The following is a 15,904-nucleotide window of genomic DNA, read 5'->3' as shown; positions in this document are numbered from 1 at the left end:
CCGGGGCATGCTGAACTCATGCCGCTGACCAAGCCTCTGTCGGGCGCCGACGAACTGGCCGCCGACACCCCGCCGACCCGCGACCGCGCCGTCGACGTAGCCCGCCTGGCCGCGCTCATCGTGGTCATGTTCGGCCACTGCGCGCTGCTGCTGGCGACGATCGACTCCGGCGGCGTCCGAATTGGCAACATCCTCGGAGAGATTCCGGCACTCACGCCGGTGACGTGGATCGTGCAGGTCATGCCTCTGTTCTTCCTCGCCGGAGGCGCCGCGGGGGCATACGGCTGGCATGCAGGCAAGTCGTGGGGCACGTGGCTGGTCGCGCGTGCGCAGCGATTGTGCCGTCCCGTCTTCTGGTACCTGGCGGTCTGGACGGTCGGACTGCTCGCCGTGCGACTGACCCTCGGCGCGGACTCCGCCGCAGACCTCGGTCGCGAGTCCGTCGCGCTGCTGTGGTTCCTGGGCGTGTACCTGGTCGTGCTCGCCTTCGTCCCCGCTCTGACCCGACTGTCGACGGGCCGCCAGGTCGCGGTCTTGGTGGCCGGTCTGCTGGCCGCGGCCACGGCCGTCGACAGCATCCGGCTCTCGGTCGGTACTCCGATGGCCGGAGTCGCGAACTTCGTCATCGTCTGGCTCATCCCGGTCGCGCTAGGCGTCGGGTACGCGCGACGGTTGATCAGCCCGCGCGTCGCGCTCGCGGTGGGGGCCGGTGCGCTCATCGCGCAGACAGTACTGGCGATGGTCGGGCCCTACGAGGTGTCGCTCGTCGTCACCGGAACCGAGCACTTGTCGAACGTTTCGCCGCCCACCCTGCTTCTCGCGTTGCACTGCACCTGGGTGTCCGCCGCGTTCATCGCCTGTGCAGGGGCGATCCAGCGGTGGGCTCAGCGCCCACGGGTCTGGTACGTCGTCGCGGTCGGCAACGGGGGAGCGATGACGCTGTACCTCTGGCACATCGTCGCGATCGCCATCGCCGCATTCTCACTGCACGCGATCGGCCTCGATGCGTATAACGTTGACGCACCGTACTTTTGGGCACGGCTCGCCCTTCGCGCCGCCGTGTTCGCCGTCGTCATGTTCGTCCTGTTCCGACTGCTCTCGCCGCTCGAGCATCGCCGCCTGCCGTGGTGGGACGCACCAGTGGGCGCCACCGGGGCACGGTCAGTCGCGGCCGGTGTGCTGATCGTGCTCGCGGGCGTGGCGATGGTGCTGCTGGCCAAGAACGGGCTGACCGGAACCTTCGGCTGGACGATGCTGGGTTGCTTTACGGCGTCGGCTGTTTCGGCGCGGGCCATGGCACGGGCCTAGGCTTGGCCCTCACCCGCTGCGGCCACCAGAACCACCGGCCGAGCAGCGCGGCGATCGACGGTGTCATGAACGCGCGGATCACCAATGTGTCGAAGAGCAGACCCATGCCGATGGTGGTGCCCATCTGCGCCACCACGGTCAACTCGCTGACCACCATCGACATCATCGTGAACGCGAACACCAGGCCTGCCGCGGTCACCACCGATCCGCTGCCACCCATGGCCCGGATGATCGCGGTGTTGACACCCGCGGGCAGTTCCTCCTTCAACCGGGCGACCAGGAGCAGGTTGTAGTCGGCGCCCACCGCCAACAGGATGATCACCGCCATGGCCATGACCATGAACTGCAGCTCGATGCCCAAAATGTGCTGCCACACCAGAATTGACAGACCGAAGGACGCCCCGAGCGACAGCACGACGGTGCCCACGATCACCGCGGCGGCGATGACGCTGCGCGTGATGATCAACATGATGGTGAAAATCAGCGCCAGCGCGAGGATGCCCGCGATCATCAGGTCGTAATTGTTGCCCTCTTGCATGTCCTTGAACGCCGCGGCGGTACCGCCGACGTAGATCTTGGCCCCTTCGAACGGCGTGCCTTTGATGGCCTCTTTCGCGGCCTGCTTGATCGCGTCGATGCGTTCGATACCGTCGGCGCTGAGGGGATCGCCCTCGTGCTGGACGATCATTCGCACGGCACGACCGTTGGGCGAGATGAAGTTCTCCATGCCGCGCCGGAATTCCTCGTTGTCGAAGATCTCAGGCGGCAGGTAGAACGTGTCGTCGTTCCACGAGTCGTTGAAGGCATCGCCCATCGCCGACTGGTTCTCGCTCATGGCGGCCTGCTGATCCTGCATGCCTCCTTGAGAAGCGTGCATCGTCAGCATCATGGTCCGCATGGTGCGCATCGACTCGATCTGCTCGGGCATCAGCGCCAACAGCTGCGGCATCAGCGCATCGAGTCGCTCCAGGTCCGGAATCAAGTCCTGGACATTGTCGGTCAGCTTGTTCGTGCCGTCGATGGTGTCGAAGATCGACCGTACCGTCCAGCAGACCGGGATGTTGAAACAGTGCGGTTCCCAGTAGAAGTAGTTGCGGATCGGACGCATGAAGTCGTCGAGATCAGCGATGTGATCCCGCAATTCGGCCGTGTCGGCGGCCATGGTCTTGGTCTTCTGCACCATGCTGTGCGTGGTCGCGTTCATCTCGCCCATCAACGCCATCATCCGCGTCATGGTGTCGATGTTCTTCTGCATCTCGTCGGCCTGCACCAGCATGTCGGCCATGCGGTCCTGGGTGTACTTGCGGTTCAGGTCCTGGCCGACCCCGCCGAGACTCATTTGCGCTGGGATCGTGCTGAATTCGATCGGCTTGCCGTTGGGGCGGGTGATGGTCTGGACCCGTGAGATGCCCGGCACCCGGAAGACCGCCTTGGCGATCTTGTCGATCACCAGGAAATCGGCCGAGTTGCGAAGGTCGTGATCGGTCTCGATGAGCAGCAACTCAGGATTCATGGTCGCGGGGGAGAAGTGCCGTTCGGCGGCCGCGAAGCCCTGATTCGCCGGCAGATCGGCGGGCAGATACAAACGGTCGTTGTAGTTGGGCTGGTACCCGGGCAGCGTCAACAATCCGACCAGTGACAATGCGACGGTCGCGAGCAAGACCGGCCCGGGCCAGCGCACGATCGCGGCGCCGATCTTGCGCCAACCACGGATGCGCATGGCGCGCTTGGGTTCCAGCAGACCAAAACGGGTCGCGATCGTGATGATCGCCGGACCGAGCGTCAGCGCAACGAACACCGCCGTCGTCATACCCACCGCCAGCGGCACACCCAGTGACTGGAAGTACGGCAGCCGGGTGAACGACAGGCAGAAGGTGGCGCCGGCGATCGTCATACCCGAGCCCAACACCACATGGGCGGTGCCGCGGAACATGGTGTGGAACGCCGACTCTCGGTCCTGACCCAGCGTGCGGGCTTCCTGGTAGCGCCCGATGAGGAAGATCGCGTAGTCGGTGGACGCCGCGATCGCGAGCGTCACGAGTAGGTTCGTCGCGAATGTCGACAGCCCGATCAGGTCGTGGTACCCGAGGAAGGCCACCACTCCGCGCGTGGCCGCCAGCGCCAGGAAGACCATCACCAGTGTGATGAGCATGGTGCCGATCGACCGGTAGACCAGCAACAGCATCGTGATGATGACGGCGAACGTCGCGTACTCGATGATGCGGATGCTGCGGTCGCTGGCGATCTGCTGGTCGGCGACCAGGGCGGACCCGCCCGTGACGAAGACCTTTACCCCCTGCGGAGGCGGGATGCTGTCGACGATGCTCTTGACGGCTTCCACGGACTCGTTGGACAGCGCCTCGCCCATGTTGCCGGCCAGATAGGCCTGGACGTAGACGGCCTTGCCGTCGGCGCTCACGGCCGCGGCCTCTGTCAGCGGGTCGCCCCAGAAGTCCTGGATGTGCTCGACGTGCTTGTCGTCGGCTTCGAGCCTGTCGACGAGTTCGTCGTAGTAGCGGCGCGCGTCGTCGCCCAACGGCTGCTCGCCCTCGAGGACGATCATCGCCGAGCTGTCGGATTCGAACTCTTCGAAGACCTGGCCGACGCGCTGCATCGCGATCACCGACGGAGCCTCCGAGGGGCTCATCGACACCGAGCGCATCTGGCCGACGACCTCGAGTTGCGGCACGGTCACGTTGAGCAACGCGATCAGCGCGATCCACCCGACGATGATGGGTAGGGCAAGCCGCCGGATCCACTTGGCCAGGGCAGACCGTTCGGAATGCGCGGCGTGTTCGGTTGAAGGCGCGGTGGGAGCGCTCACCAGGAATTCACCTCGGCGGAGCTCCTCCCTAGGGGTGTTAGGACCGCCTTAGTTCCTACCAGATGTGGGCCTTGAAACGGTAGTCAGATCCGCCCTGCAGCGAACTCTGCAGCTTGGTTAACCAATCCGGCCTGGACATAGGCGACGTGTGCGCCCATGTCGCGTCCCCCCTCGAAGCAGATCGGGTCGTTCGGGACACACAGGTCGATCGTCTTGGCCGCGTAGTCGGGCCCCACAGACGGCAGCGGCCCGGGCGACAGCCGATCGGCAAAGCTGCTGCGCGGACCGCCGAACAGGGCGACCGCGGCGACGTGCGGAACGACCGTCGGCGCCATCTCGGCGGTGGCGACGTCCATCACCGCGGCACCCTGGGAGTAGCCACCGAGCACCATCCTGGTCGCGGGGCAGCCCGCGGCCATCGATTGCACGTGCGCACGGGTGTCCTCGGCGCCTGCACGCGTGCTCACCGCAAAGTCGCGACTGGCGGGATAGTCGACGGCGTAGACACCCAGGGACCGGTCACCCAACCGCGACCGCACCGAGTCGACGAAGGCCTGTCCGATTCCGCCTACACCCGGCGGCTCGGTGGTCCCGCGCGCGAAGACGATCTCGACCTCCGGGCACGGGACCGCCTGGGCAGCGGGGACACCGATCAGTGCGGACAGCGTGATTGCGGCGGGCAGGAGGGCCGCGCGACCGGCGAATGGGCTCATACGGGTATTTCGCCGCGCGGGGCCAATACGTGACATCACGCCGGACGCCGTTAACGAGACGTCAACGGAGCGGACCAAGGGCAAAACGGACCGATGACGGGTCGCTAGGCGTCCGCACAGCTTTCAAGATGCCGAGCACGGCGAAGCAAATTACGCTCGCTTCGCCGATCTTGACTGCGCAGCGCGGGTGCGGCGGAATCCGGCCGGAAGGCGAGGCGACGTGGACACGGTGCTCGGGCTGTCGATGACATCGACCGGTATCGCGTGGGTCCTGCTCGAAGGCGAGGGCGCCGATGCGAAGACGGTGGATCACGACCACTTCACCGTCGTCGCCGACGTCGCCACCGACGGCGACATCTCCACCCACGAAGCAGCGGTGCGGGGCGCGCGGGCGATCGCGTCCGCCAGCGGTCATCGCGTCGAAGCGATCTGCATGACGTGGAGCGCCGATGTCGACGCGAAGGCCGAACTGCTCCGGAAGTCGCTGTCCGACATGGGGTTTACGAAGGTGGCGACGGTACGGATGACGGACGCCGCTCGAACGTGGGCCGGCACGCTCGAGTCCTCCGATGAATTCGACGACGTCCAGGTCGCGCCGGCCCGCGGCGCCGCGCTGTCCAGACCGGTACTCAGTGCTGCCGCGCCGTCCACACCGGTAGGGAAGTCGACGCGGCAGCGCTCCCGGCGCCGGTTGAGTTCGCACGGCCGGGCCGCGATGGTCCTCGCGGCGGGCGTGGTCGCCCTGTTCGCCTTCGGTCCGGAACTCGCCGGCTGGGATTCGCCGGACGCCAGGGTCGACCCTTCGGCCGAGACCGCGCCGATGACTCCGGCGGCCGCGGTGTCGGACGCCGGCCCGTCGATCAGCGTCCATGCCGTGCCGTCGGCGCCCGTCGTCCCGATCGTGGTGAAACAGGTGATTCCGCGACCGGTACCGGCACCGGCCGCGGTCGCGTCACCAGAAGCGGTATCCGACGTCGCCACCGACACCGCCGTCGCTGCAGAGGTCACCGCGCAACCGGCCACGGAAACGGTGGCACCGGTGGCCCACCTACATCAGGCACCGATCGCGACAGTCGTTGTGGCGCAAGCAGCTCCGGCAGCGCCGAGCCCGGCGCCCGCTGCCCAACCCGCTACGGCGCCGCCGGCGTTCGTGCCACCCGCGGATCCGATTCAGGCGGCGTTGAGCCCGCTGTTCGGCGGGCTGCCCTGACCCGCGCTACGGCGCGGTGGTCCAGTTCCAGATCTCGGGCTGGCTCGGCGGGTAGTTCATGCACACATCGGTCGCGTGCGCGACGACACCCTTGTTGTTGAAGAAGAGCTTGGCCCAGTTGCCCCACCGGGTGGCCATCTGCTCGTAGAACACGTTGGTGGCGGTGTTCTCCGCGTACTGACGGCGACCGGCGTAGTCCAGCGAGAAGAACCAGTAGATCCGGTCGCGGGCGCCCTTCTGTACGTCGGCGGGCCGGTTCCGGTAGTCGATCATGTAGCGCTCGAAGTAGAACGGGTCCTCATCGCGAACGGCGGCCATGTACTGGTCGACCGTGCAGGTGGTCCTCATGATCCGGTTCGGGATCGGGTAGTCGTCGGTGGCGTCGGCGGCTGCGGTGGCCGGGAAGATCATCGCCGCGCAGCCGAAGGACGCCAGCGCAATGGTGGCTTTACGAAACACTTTCGGACTCCTAGCTCTCGCGGTCACGGGCTTGGTCGAGGGTGTGCAGGAGGTCGGGGCAGTAGAAGCGCAGCGCTCCGGCCAGGAACTTCCACGACTGGTCGGTGCTGTTCTGACCCCGCGCCAGCTGCTTCTGGACGAACTGCGCCGAAGCGAAGGCGTCGCGGTCGACACCCTTGCGTATCCGCTTGCAGGTGATCTTGCCGATCCAGGCGTTGTAGTCCTTCTGCCCGTAGATGCCGTACGTGTGCAGCTCGTTACTGAAATCGGTGTCGATGTCCTGCGCTTGGGCGGGTGCGGCCAGCACCAGCGCCGCCGCTGCGGCAGCAACCCCACTGATCAGTCGTTTCATGACTGTGCTCCTTCCCCCCCTGACGGCGTCAGTTCCCTCGGTTTCGGCCACGCTACAGGCACTGGACGTTCTCGCACCCGCTGTGGCCACCAGAACCACTTACCCATGAGCGCCGCGATGGACGGCGTCATGAATGCCCGGATGACAAGAGTATCGAACAACAGGCCAAGTCCGATGGTCGTTCCGACTTGTCCGATCACTGTCAATTCGCTGACAGCCATCGACATCATCGTGAACGCGAACACCAGACCCGCAGATGTCACGACCGAACCGCTGCCGCCCATCGCCCGGATGATCCCGGTCCGGATGCCGGCGTGCAGCTCTTCTTTCATCCGCGACACCAGCAGCAGGTTGTAGTCCGCGCCGACCGCCAACAGGATGATGATCGCCATCGCCATGACCATCCAGTGCAACTCGATGCCCAGGATGTGCTGCCAGATCAGGATCGACAACCCGAACGACGCGCCGAGCGAGATCACCACAGTGCCAACGATTACCGCGGCCGCAACGACCGCGCGGGTCAACAGGAGCATGATCGTGAAGATCAGGGCGAGCGCGAGGATGGCCGCGATCATCAGGTCGTAGCTGTTGCCGTCCGACATGTCCTTGTAGACCGCCGCGGTGCCCGCCAGGTAGATCGTGGAGCCCTCCAGCGGCGTGCCCTTGATGGCCTCCTTGGCGGCCTGCTTGATCGCGTCGATGCGCGCGATGCCCTCTGGGGTCATCGGGTCACCGTCGTGGGCGATGATGAAGCGCACCGACTTGCCATCCGGAGAGATGAAGTTCTCCATGCCCTTCTTGAACTCTTCGTTGTCGAAGACCTCCGGCGGAAGGTAGAAGGAGTCGTCGTTCATCGACGCGTCGAAGGCATCACCCATGGCAGTCGAGTTCTCCTGCATGGCTGCCATCTGGTCCTGCAGACCCTTTTGCGACGAGTACATCGTCAGCATCATCGTCCGCATCGTCTTCATCGTTTCAATCATCGGCGGCATCAGCGTGACCATCTGCGGCATCAGCTGGTCCAGTCGCTCCATATCGGGCAGCAGGTCCTGGATGTCGTCGGTCATCGTGTTGATGCCGTCGAGGGTGTCGAAGACCGACCGGAACGCCCAGCAGATCGGGATGTTGAAGCAGTGCGGTTCCCAGTAGAAGTAGTTGCGGATCGGTCGAAAGAAGTCGTCGAAGTTGGCGATGTTGTCGCGCAACTCGGCCACGTCGACCGTCATGTCCTTCATCTTCGTGACCATGCTGTGCGTGGTCGCGGCCATCTCCTCGGTGAGCTTGGACATCCGCTCCATGTTCGCGATGGTCTTGGACATCTCGTCGGCCTGCACCAGCATGTCGGCCATCCGGTCCTGCAGGTACTTCTGGTTCATCTGCTGGGTGGTGCCCTGCATGCTGATCTGGAACGGAATCGACGTGTGCTCGATGGGTTTCCCGTCGGGCCGGGTGATGGCCTGCACGCGCGAGATTCCGGGCACGCGGAAGATCTGCTTGGCGATCTTGTCGATGACCAGGAAGTCGGCGGAGTTGCGAAGGTCGTGATCGCTCTCGATCATCAGCAGTTCGGGATTCATCCGGGCCGGCGAGAAGTGCCTGTCGGCCGCCGCGTATCCCTCGTTGGCCGGCAGATCGGCCGGCAGGTAGTTGCGGTCGTTGTAGTTGGTCCGGTAACCCGGCAGCGCAAGGAGGCCGACCAGCGACAGGGCCACCGTCGCGACCAGGATCGGTCCGGGCCACCGCACGACGGCGGCGCCGACCTTGCGCCAGCCGCGCACCCGCATCGCCCGTTTGGGTTCGAGCACCTTGCCGAACCGGCTCGCGACGCTGATGATCGCCGGCCCCAACGTCAGCGACGCAATCACCGAGGTCACCATGCCGACGGCCAGCGGCACACCCATCGTCTGGAAGTACGGCAACCGCGTGAAACTCAGGCAGAAGAGCGCGCCCGCGATCGTCAGACCGGACCCCAGCACCACGTGCGCCGTGCCGTGGAACATCGTGTAGTACGCGGTCTCTCGGTCTTCTCCGGTACCGCGCGCCTCTTGATAACGGCCGGTCAGGAAGATCGCGTAGTCGGTTCCCGCGGCGATCGCCAACGTCACCAACAAGTTGGTCGCGAACGGGGAGAGCCCGATGATCTCGTGGTAGCCGAGGAACGCCACCATGCCGCGGGCGGCGGCCAACTGCAGGACGACCATCACCAACGTCAGGATCACGGTGATGATCGACCGGTACACGAGCAGCAGCATCGTGATGATGACCGTGAACGTGAGGGCCTCGATGACCCGCATGCTGCGGTCGCTGGCGATGTGTTGGTCGGCCGCCAGTGCCGCCGGACCGGTCACGAACACCTTCACGCCCGGCGGTGGCTGCATGCCATCGACCAGGTCCTGGACCGCCTCGACCGACTCGTTGGCCAGCGCTTCGCCCTGGTTACCGGACAGGTACACCTGCACGTAGGCGGCTTTGCCGTCGCTGCTCTGCGCGCCGGAGGCGGTGAGCGGATCGCTCCAGAAGTCCTGGACGCTTTGCACGTGCTTCGTATCGGCTTCGAGCTTGGCGACCATCTCGCCGTAGAAGGCGCGGGTGTCCTCGCCGAGGGGTTGCTCGCCCTCGATCACGATCATGGCCGAGCTGTCGGAGTCGTACTCCTGGAAGACGTGGCCGACACGCTTCATCGCGATCATCGACGGAGCGAAGTCCGGGCTCATCGAGACCGCGCGCTCCTGGCCGACCGTTTCCAGCTGCGGCACAGTCACATTGAGCACCGCGATGACCGCGATCCAGCCCAGGATGATCGGGACCGCGAACGTGCGGATCGTCCGCGGGATGAAGGGCCGCTTGGCCCGGCGGACGGAAGGGAAGGCGTCCGTCGGCGCCTCGTTCGTCGGTGAGGTCATGCGGATTTCACAAAGCAGAAGGTTTGGGCGTTCACGCCAGTGGAGGTTCTTTCGTCCTTGATCTCGTCATCGACGGTGATTCGGCAGGTGATGGTCTGGCCGTCTCCCTGCGCGACGATGTTGGGCGCGGCCGACGGCGCCGTGGTCTGAAGTGTCAGCGACCAGGGCAACGACGCGCCGTCGATGCGCTGCGGCCTGGCGTCGAGGTCCAGATAGTTGATGTCGGCATACGAGCCGGTACCGAAGATCTCGTATTTGATGACCTTCGGGTCGAACGGTTCGGGGTCGTCAGCGAACACCCGGGGGGTGACGATGACGCCTTCGGCGCCGAAGAAGGTCCGGATGCGGCTGACCGTGAAACCCGCGATGGTCACCACAACGATGATGACGATGGGCAGCCAGACCTTTCTCGCCTTCCGGAGCATTACTGCGTCCGCCCGATGCAACCCATATCCGCCCTCAAGTCGTATTCGTCGCTGTGCATGCGTCTGTGCGTAACTTAGCCCGTATAAGTTCTCATTGAGCCCTAGGTTAACTCAAGTCAGAGTGCTGCTGGTCACCCGCGCGTCAACCGTGTGGGCCAGGTCACGACGACTTGATTTCGAAACGGTCCAGGTAGCGCTCGATGAACGCTTCCGCCTCGGCATGACCTCGGGTTATGCCGAGCCCCCGTTCGAGAAGGACGATGCGGGCCAAGCTGGTGACGATCATAGACATGACCACGGGCGGGAATGCCTCTACGTCGGCGCCGTGGGCCTTCATCGCCGCGGCCACCACGCGCTCTTCGACGCCCCCGAACCGCTCGGCGTAGGCCGCGATCTCACTGCGGATGTCCTTGCGGTGATTGGCCAAGGCCATGAACTCCATGAAGAGCCGCGCCCCGTGGGTGCTGTTCAGGCGCCACAGCGCGTGCAAGGGTTCGTCGGCATCGGCGGCTTCACGCTGACGGGACAGGTTGGCCTCGGCGCCTTCGCGCAGCACGGCTAGGAACAAATCGTCCATGCTCGGGAAGTAGTAGTGAACCAACGCGGGCTTCACCCCGGCCCGGGCCGCCACCCTCCGAGACGTGGCTGCGGCGTAGCCCTCTTCGAGCATGACCTGGGCGGTCGCCTCGATCAGGGCTGAGCGAGCGGAAGACTCGCGTCCACCCCTTGACCGCTCGCCGACGGGGCTGCTAGACATGGCGCCAGCCTAGATGTTGGGCGATCGCCCAACAAGTGAGGGGAGCTGCGGCGATGGCGGGTCGGGTGGCAGGCAAGGTCGCATTCGTCACCGGTGCGGCACGCGGTCAGGGACGCAGCCACGCGGTGCGGTTGGCACAGGAGGGCGCCGACGTCATCGCGGTCGACATCTGCCGCGGTTTTGAGGACTCGACCGCACCGGCGGCCACTCCCGAGGACCTCGCCGAGACCGCCGACATGGTCAAGAACCTCGACCGACGCATCGTCACGGCCGAAGTCGACGTCCGCGACTTCGACGCGCTGAAGTCCGCCGTCGACAACGGCGTGGAACAGCTTGGTGGCCTCGACATCGTCGTAGCCAACGCCGGCATCGGCACCACCGGCGTGAAGCTGCACAAGATGGCCGAGGACCGCTTCGACGAGACGATCGACGTCAACCTCAGCGGCGTATGGAAGACCGTCAAAGCGGCGGTTCCACATCTCCTGGCCGGCGGCCGCGGCGGATCGATCATCCTCACCAGCTCGGTCGGCGGCACCAAGGCCTACCCGCAGGTGGGCCACTACATCGCCGCCAAGCATGGTGTCGTCGGGCTGATGCGCACCTTCGCCGTCGAACTCGGAGCGCACTCGATCCGGGTCAACAGCGTGCACCCGACCCATGTCTGCACCCCGCTGTTGATGAACGAACCGACCTACCGACTGTTTCGTCCGGACCTGCAGAACCCGGGACCCGACGATCTCGCGCCGATCTGCCAGTCGTTCCATTTCCTTCCGATCCCGTGGGTGGAGCCGGTCGACATCAGCAACGCCGTGCTGTTTCTCGCCTCCGACGAAGCCCGCTACATCACCGGTGTGACTCTGCCCGTCGACGCCGGCAGCCTCCTGAAGTAGGGGAGAACCGATGACCGCTGTTGACGAGAAGGCCCACGGCAGCGCCGTTTACTACGACCCATACCGGGTGGACATCGTCGCCGACCCGTATCCGACGTATGCCCGCCTGCGGGAGGAAGCGCCGCTCTATTACAACGAGTCCTACGACTTCTGGGCGCTGTCGCGCCACGACGACGTCGAGCGGGCGCTGCTCGACTGGCAGACGTTCTCCAACAGCCGCGGCGACATCCTCGAACTCATCCAGTCGGAGTTCGAGATGCCCAAAGGCGTGATGATGATGGAGGATCCGCCGGTTCACACGAGGCTGCGCGGCCTGATGTCGCGGGTGTTCACCCCGCGCCGGATGGCCGAGCTCGAGGACCAGATCCGCCAGTACTGCGTCAACTGCCTCAATCCGTTGGTCGGCGCGGAGCGGTTCGACATCATCGCCGAGCTCGCGTCGATGATGCCGATGCGCGTCATCGGGATGCTGCTCGGCATCCCCGAATCGGAGCAGGTGACGGTGCGCGACGCCAACGACGCGAGCCTGCGCACCAAACCCGGCTCACCCATGAAAGTGGTGCGCGCGGACAAGATCGCCGACGGCAGTATCTACGCCGAATACGTTGACTGGCGCGCGAAGAATCCCTCCGACGACCTGATGACCGCCCTCCTCAACGTCGAGTTCGAGGACGAGGACGGCGTGACGCGCAAGCTGACCCGCAAAGAGGTCCTGCACTACACGCAGGTGGTCGCGGGCGCAGGCAACGAGACCACCGGCCGGCTCATCGGCTGGCTGGCGAAAGTGCTCGCCGAGCACCCCGATCAGCGCCGCGAGGTGGTAGGGGACCGCTCGTTGTTACAGCGGGTGGTCGACGAGACGCTGCGGTACGAGCCGACCGGTCACAACGTGGCCCGTATGGTCACAAGGGGTTTCGAGGCCCACGGGCGGACCGTGCCGGCCGGCAGCGCGATGCTGCTGATGTTCGGCGCCGCCAACCGGGACCCGCGCCGCTACGACAATCCGGACACCTTCGACATCCATCGGGACAACATCAGCCACATCACATTCGGCAAGGGGGTGCACTACTGCCTGGGCGCCAACCTCGCCCGGTTGGAGGGCCGCGTCGCGCTCGACGAGCTGCTCAACCGCTGGCCGGAGTGGGACATCGACACCGAGACCGCGCGGCTCGCGCCGACGTCGACGGTCCGCGGCTGGGAGCGGCTCGACGTCGTATTGCCCTGAGGCGGGCAGCTTTGGGACTTAACAGGTTGATCGCACGCACCTGATGCGTGCGATCAACCGGTTAAACGGTTTTCTGCGGAGCCGGCGGTTTGCGACGGTGCCGTTTGGGGCAAGCTCGTCGCATGAGCAAGATCATTTCTCGTGCGATGGTCCTCGCCGCAGCTGCCGGCCCGATCGCGGCATTCTCGATCGCAACCGCGGCAACCGGCGCGGCGCAACCCCTCGACTGCCCGAACGGGTGGTGGGATCCGGTGGCGAACGTGTGTCGCGGTCCGGTGGCAACCGCTCCGTTGGCATGCGCGCCGGGCGAGTACTGGAATCCGATCTCCAACGTGTGTCGCCCACTGGGCCAGTACTAGTCGCGATCCGGCCAGGCTGCCTGCGCTCTAGTCGAGCGCGAAATCGATGACGCCTCGGATGATCTCGCCCTCCAGCAGGTCGTCGTACGCGGTGTTGATGTCGTCGAGCCGATACCGGCGGGTGATCATCTCGTCGAGCTGAAGTAGGCCCGACTGGTAGAGGGTGGCCAGTCGGCTGATGTCGGCTCGCGGGTTGCAGGAACCGAAGACGGTGCCGACGAGGTTCTTGTTCCACAGGATGAAGTCCTGCAGCGCGATCTTCGCCGATCGTGTTGTCTGCGCCGTCATCCCGGTCAGCACGCAGGTGCCGCCCTTGCGCGTCAGCTTCAGGTAGGCGTCGACGTCCCCGCCCGCGATCAGCGACGGCGCGGCCACCACGCTGTCCGCCATGACCCCGTTGGTGAGGTCGCGGACCAGATCGAGCGCTTCTGCGACGGTCGAAACACTGTGTGTGGAACCGAACTGCAGCGCTGCCTTCTGCTTGAACTCGACGGGATCGACGGCCACGATCTGCGCGGCGCCGTTGATCCGCGCGCCTTGGATCGCCGCGGTTCCGATGCCACCGGCACCGATCACCACCACGGTGTCACCCCCGCGCACGTTGGCGCGGTTGGCCGCCGAACCGTAGCCCGTCGGAACCGCGCAGGACAGCAGCGCGCTCGTGACGAGCGGCAGGCGCGGGTCGATCTTCACCAGCGAGTGCGCCGACACCACGGTGTGCTCGGCGAAGGCGCCGACCTTGGACAGATGGCCGAGTGGACGGCCGTCGGTGGTGTGGTGGCGAAAGGTCTGGTCGGTCGGCATGCCCGGCACCATCGTCCCGGCGCCCTCGTCGCACAGGTACTCCAATCCGGAGGCGCACCAACGGCACTGGCCGCACACCGCGACGAACGACATCACGACGTGATCGCCGACCGCGAATTCGGTCACACCCTCGCCGATCTCGAGCACCCTGCCAGACCCCTCGTGGCCCCCGATCATCGGGAACATCGGTGTCAGACCGTACTGGCGGGCGATCTCGTTGGAGACCGACATGTCGCCCTTGAGGATGTGATCGTCGGAGTGACACAACCCGGCCGCGGCCATCTCGACGAGCACCTCACCCGCGCGCGGCGGGTCGAGTTCGAACTCTTCGACCGACCATGGACCGCCGACGTCGTGCAGGATCGCCGCACGGCTCCTCATCGTGTCGGGCGGAACGTGACCGGCAGATGGATGGGGGAGCGGAACGGCAGGCCGGCGAGCCGGGTGTCCTCATCGACCTGCAACTCGAAATCCGTTGCACGGTCGAACAAACTGGTCAGCATCACCCTGGTCTCCACTCGCGCCAGGTGCATTCCCAGACAGCTGTGCAGTCCACCGGCGAACGAGGTGTGAGCACGCCGCGGGCGGTGGATGTCGAATACATTCGCGTTGTCCCAACGCTTTTCGTCGCGGTTTGCCGATCCGATACAGAGGTTGACCTGTGCGCCCTCCGGTATGGGGACACCGTGGATTTCCACGTCGCGCGTCGTGGACCTCGGCACGCTCACCAACGGCGTCTCGAACCGCAACCCCTCCTCGAACGCGGCTCCGATCAGCTCGCGGTTGCGTTGGACCGCCTCGAGTTGGTCAGGGTGCGTTAACAGGAGATACAGCAGGTTGCCCGACGACCGGTAGGTGGTCTCCAGCCCGGCGGGAAGCAAGAGTCGCAGAAACGAGATGATCGCCTCGTCGGTCAGCCGTTCACCGTCGATCTCAGCGCCGACCAAGTCGCCGATGACGTCGTCGGTCATCCGGCGGCGCCGCTGGTTCACCTGCTCCTGGAAGTACGCGCCGAGTTCGACCGAAGCGGTCAATCCCGCCTCGATGTCTTCGGTGATCGAGATCAGTTCGAGTGAGAGGCGGCGGAACATCTCCAGATCGTCTTGCGGGAGCCCCAACAACTCTGCGGTGACGCGGGTCGGGAACTCGAAGGTCACCGCCTTGACCAGGTCGACCTCGCCGTCGTCGATGAACTCGTCGACCAGCTTCTCGCAGATCGGGACAATCACCTCGGGTTCCCACTGGGCCAGCGCGGTCTGCCGGAACGCCTTGGCCACCAGGCTGCGGTGGTCATGATGTTGTTTGCCGTGCATCCCGAGGATGGTCGGACCGAACACCAACTCGATGGTGCGGTGGTACACCTCCGAGCCGTAGACGTCGCTGTCGCGGAAGGCGTTGTACACGCTGTCGTAGTCGAACAGCGTCCATTCCTCCGGTGGCAGGAGCTCCGGCGGGATGTCGGTGGTGTCCATGATGGTGCCGCGCCACACCGGCTCCGTCGTGCGCATGCGCTCGAAGAATCCGTAGGGATCGCTGGCCACATCGGGAGCGGTCTGGTCATCCGAACGGGTGCTGATCGTCACCTTGCCTCCCGGCAGCGGGGTTGGCGCTCTACCCGCCCATCTTTACTATTTTAGGGAATCTAGGTCAAGGTAAGCGCAGGGCGGCGGAGCCA

14 protein-coding genes are annotated in these 15,904 nt (G+C 65.4%); 5 read left to right on the top strand and 9 right to left on the bottom strand.

Annotated features, from left to right (window positions below):
• Positions 1-18: 18 nt before the first annotated feature.
• Entirely contained in the window at positions 19-1,308 is a 1,290-nt protein-coding gene (locus tag A5759_RS24305) for an acyltransferase (protein ID WP_068201859.1), read from the top strand.
• On the opposite strand, the gene A5759_RS24300 is transcribed toward A5759_RS24305, so the two are convergent.
• The gene (locus A5759_RS24300) at positions 1,265-4,132 is read right to left on the bottom strand and encodes an RND family transporter (protein ID WP_068201857.1); all 2,868 of its coding nucleotides are present in this window, start codon (positions 4,130-4,132) and stop codon (positions 1,265-1,267) included. The two genes, A5759_RS24305 and A5759_RS24300, sit on opposite strands and share 44 nt — an antisense overlap.
• A gap of 83 nt (positions 4,133-4,215) precedes the next feature.
• On the bottom strand, positions 4,216-4,845 hold the full coding sequence (locus A5759_RS24295; protein ID WP_068201855.1) for a cutinase family protein: 630 nt from the start codon (positions 4,843-4,845) through the stop codon (positions 4,216-4,218).
• A gap of 220 nt (positions 4,846-5,065) precedes the next feature.
• Here A5759_RS24295 and A5759_RS24290 point away from each other — a divergent pair, with 220 nt between their 5' ends.
• On the top strand, positions 5,066-6,055 hold the full coding sequence (locus A5759_RS24290) for a hypothetical protein (RefSeq protein ID WP_068201853.1): 990 nt from the start codon (positions 5,066-5,068) through the stop codon (positions 6,053-6,055).
• Positions 6,056-6,061: 6 nt separating this feature from the next.
• Here the strand turns inward: A5759_RS24290 and A5759_RS24285 are convergent, their stop codons facing one another.
• The 5 genes from A5759_RS24285 to A5759_RS24265 form a co-directional block, all read right to left on the bottom strand.
• A complete protein-coding gene (locus tag A5759_RS24285) occupies positions 6,062-6,466 on the bottom strand; it encodes a DUF5078 domain-containing protein (protein ID WP_082693726.1) in 405 nt (134 codons plus the stop codon).
• 58 nt (positions 6,467-6,524) lie between these two features.
• Positions 6,525-6,866 carry a DUF732 domain-containing protein gene (locus A5759_RS24280; RefSeq protein ID WP_068201851.1) on the bottom strand — a complete coding sequence of 114 codons (342 nt, stop codon included), beginning with the start codon at positions 6,864-6,866 and terminating at the stop codon, positions 6,525-6,527.
• Positions 6,863-9,769 carry an RND family transporter gene (locus A5759_RS24275; RefSeq protein ID WP_068201849.1) on the bottom strand — a complete coding sequence of 969 codons (2,907 nt, stop codon included), beginning with the start codon at positions 9,767-9,769 and terminating at the stop codon, positions 6,863-6,865. The genes A5759_RS24280 and A5759_RS24275 overlap by 4 nt, the downstream gene beginning before the upstream one ends.
• Complete coding sequence (locus A5759_RS24270; protein ID WP_064396475.1) at positions 9,766-10,194, bottom strand: MmpS family protein; 429 nt, start codon at positions 10,192-10,194, stop codon at positions 9,766-9,768. The genes A5759_RS24275 and A5759_RS24270 overlap by 4 nt, the downstream gene beginning before the upstream one ends.
• A 160-nt stretch (positions 10,195-10,354) precedes the next feature.
• The gene (locus A5759_RS24265) at positions 10,355-10,864 is read right to left on the bottom strand and encodes a TetR/AcrR family transcriptional regulator (RefSeq protein ID WP_066844102.1); all 510 of its coding nucleotides are present in this window, start codon (positions 10,862-10,864) and stop codon (positions 10,355-10,357) included.
• A 140-nt stretch (positions 10,865-11,004) separates the two neighbouring features.
• Here A5759_RS24265 and A5759_RS24260 point away from each other — a divergent pair, with 140 nt between their 5' ends.
• The 3 genes from A5759_RS24260 (at position 11,005) to A5759_RS24250 (ending at position 13,425) form a co-directional block, all read left to right on the top strand.
• Complete coding sequence (locus A5759_RS24260; RefSeq protein ID WP_068201847.1) at positions 11,005-11,841, top strand: mycofactocin-coupled SDR family oxidoreductase; 837 nt, start codon at positions 11,005-11,007, stop codon at positions 11,839-11,841.
• Between the two features lie 10 nt (positions 11,842-11,851).
• Positions 11,852-13,066, top strand: a complete 1,215-nt coding sequence (locus A5759_RS24255; RefSeq protein WP_068201845.1) for a cytochrome P450 — start codon at positions 11,852-11,854, stop codon at positions 13,064-13,066.
• A 122-nt stretch (positions 13,067-13,188) separates the two neighbouring features.
• Positions 13,189-13,425, top strand: coding sequence for a hypothetical protein (locus A5759_RS24250; protein ID WP_066844094.1), 237 nt, complete (start codon positions 13,189-13,191; stop codon positions 13,423-13,425).
• Between the two features lie 27 nt (positions 13,426-13,452).
• Here the strand turns inward: A5759_RS24250 and A5759_RS24245 are convergent, their stop codons facing one another.
• Both A5759_RS24245 and A5759_RS24240 read right to left on the bottom strand, forming a co-directional pair.
• Entirely contained in the window at positions 13,453-14,610 is a 1,158-nt protein-coding gene (locus A5759_RS24245) for a Zn-dependent alcohol dehydrogenase (protein WP_068201843.1), read from the bottom strand.
• Positions 14,607-15,812: a cytochrome P450 gene (locus tag A5759_RS24240; protein WP_068201841.1), complete on the bottom strand. Its 1,206-nt coding sequence runs from the start codon at positions 15,810-15,812 to the stop codon at positions 14,607-14,609. The genes A5759_RS24245 and A5759_RS24240 overlap by 4 nt, the downstream gene beginning before the upstream one ends.
• Between the last annotated feature and the right edge of the window lie 92 nt (positions 15,813-15,904).

The organism is Mycobacterium sp. 852014-52144_SCH5372336, assembly GCF_001665615.1.
GTDB lineage: Bacteria > Actinomycetota > Actinomycetes > Mycobacteriales > Mycobacteriaceae > Mycobacterium > Mycobacterium neumannii_A.
This window is presented reverse-complemented; position numbering and strand designations above follow the sequence as displayed.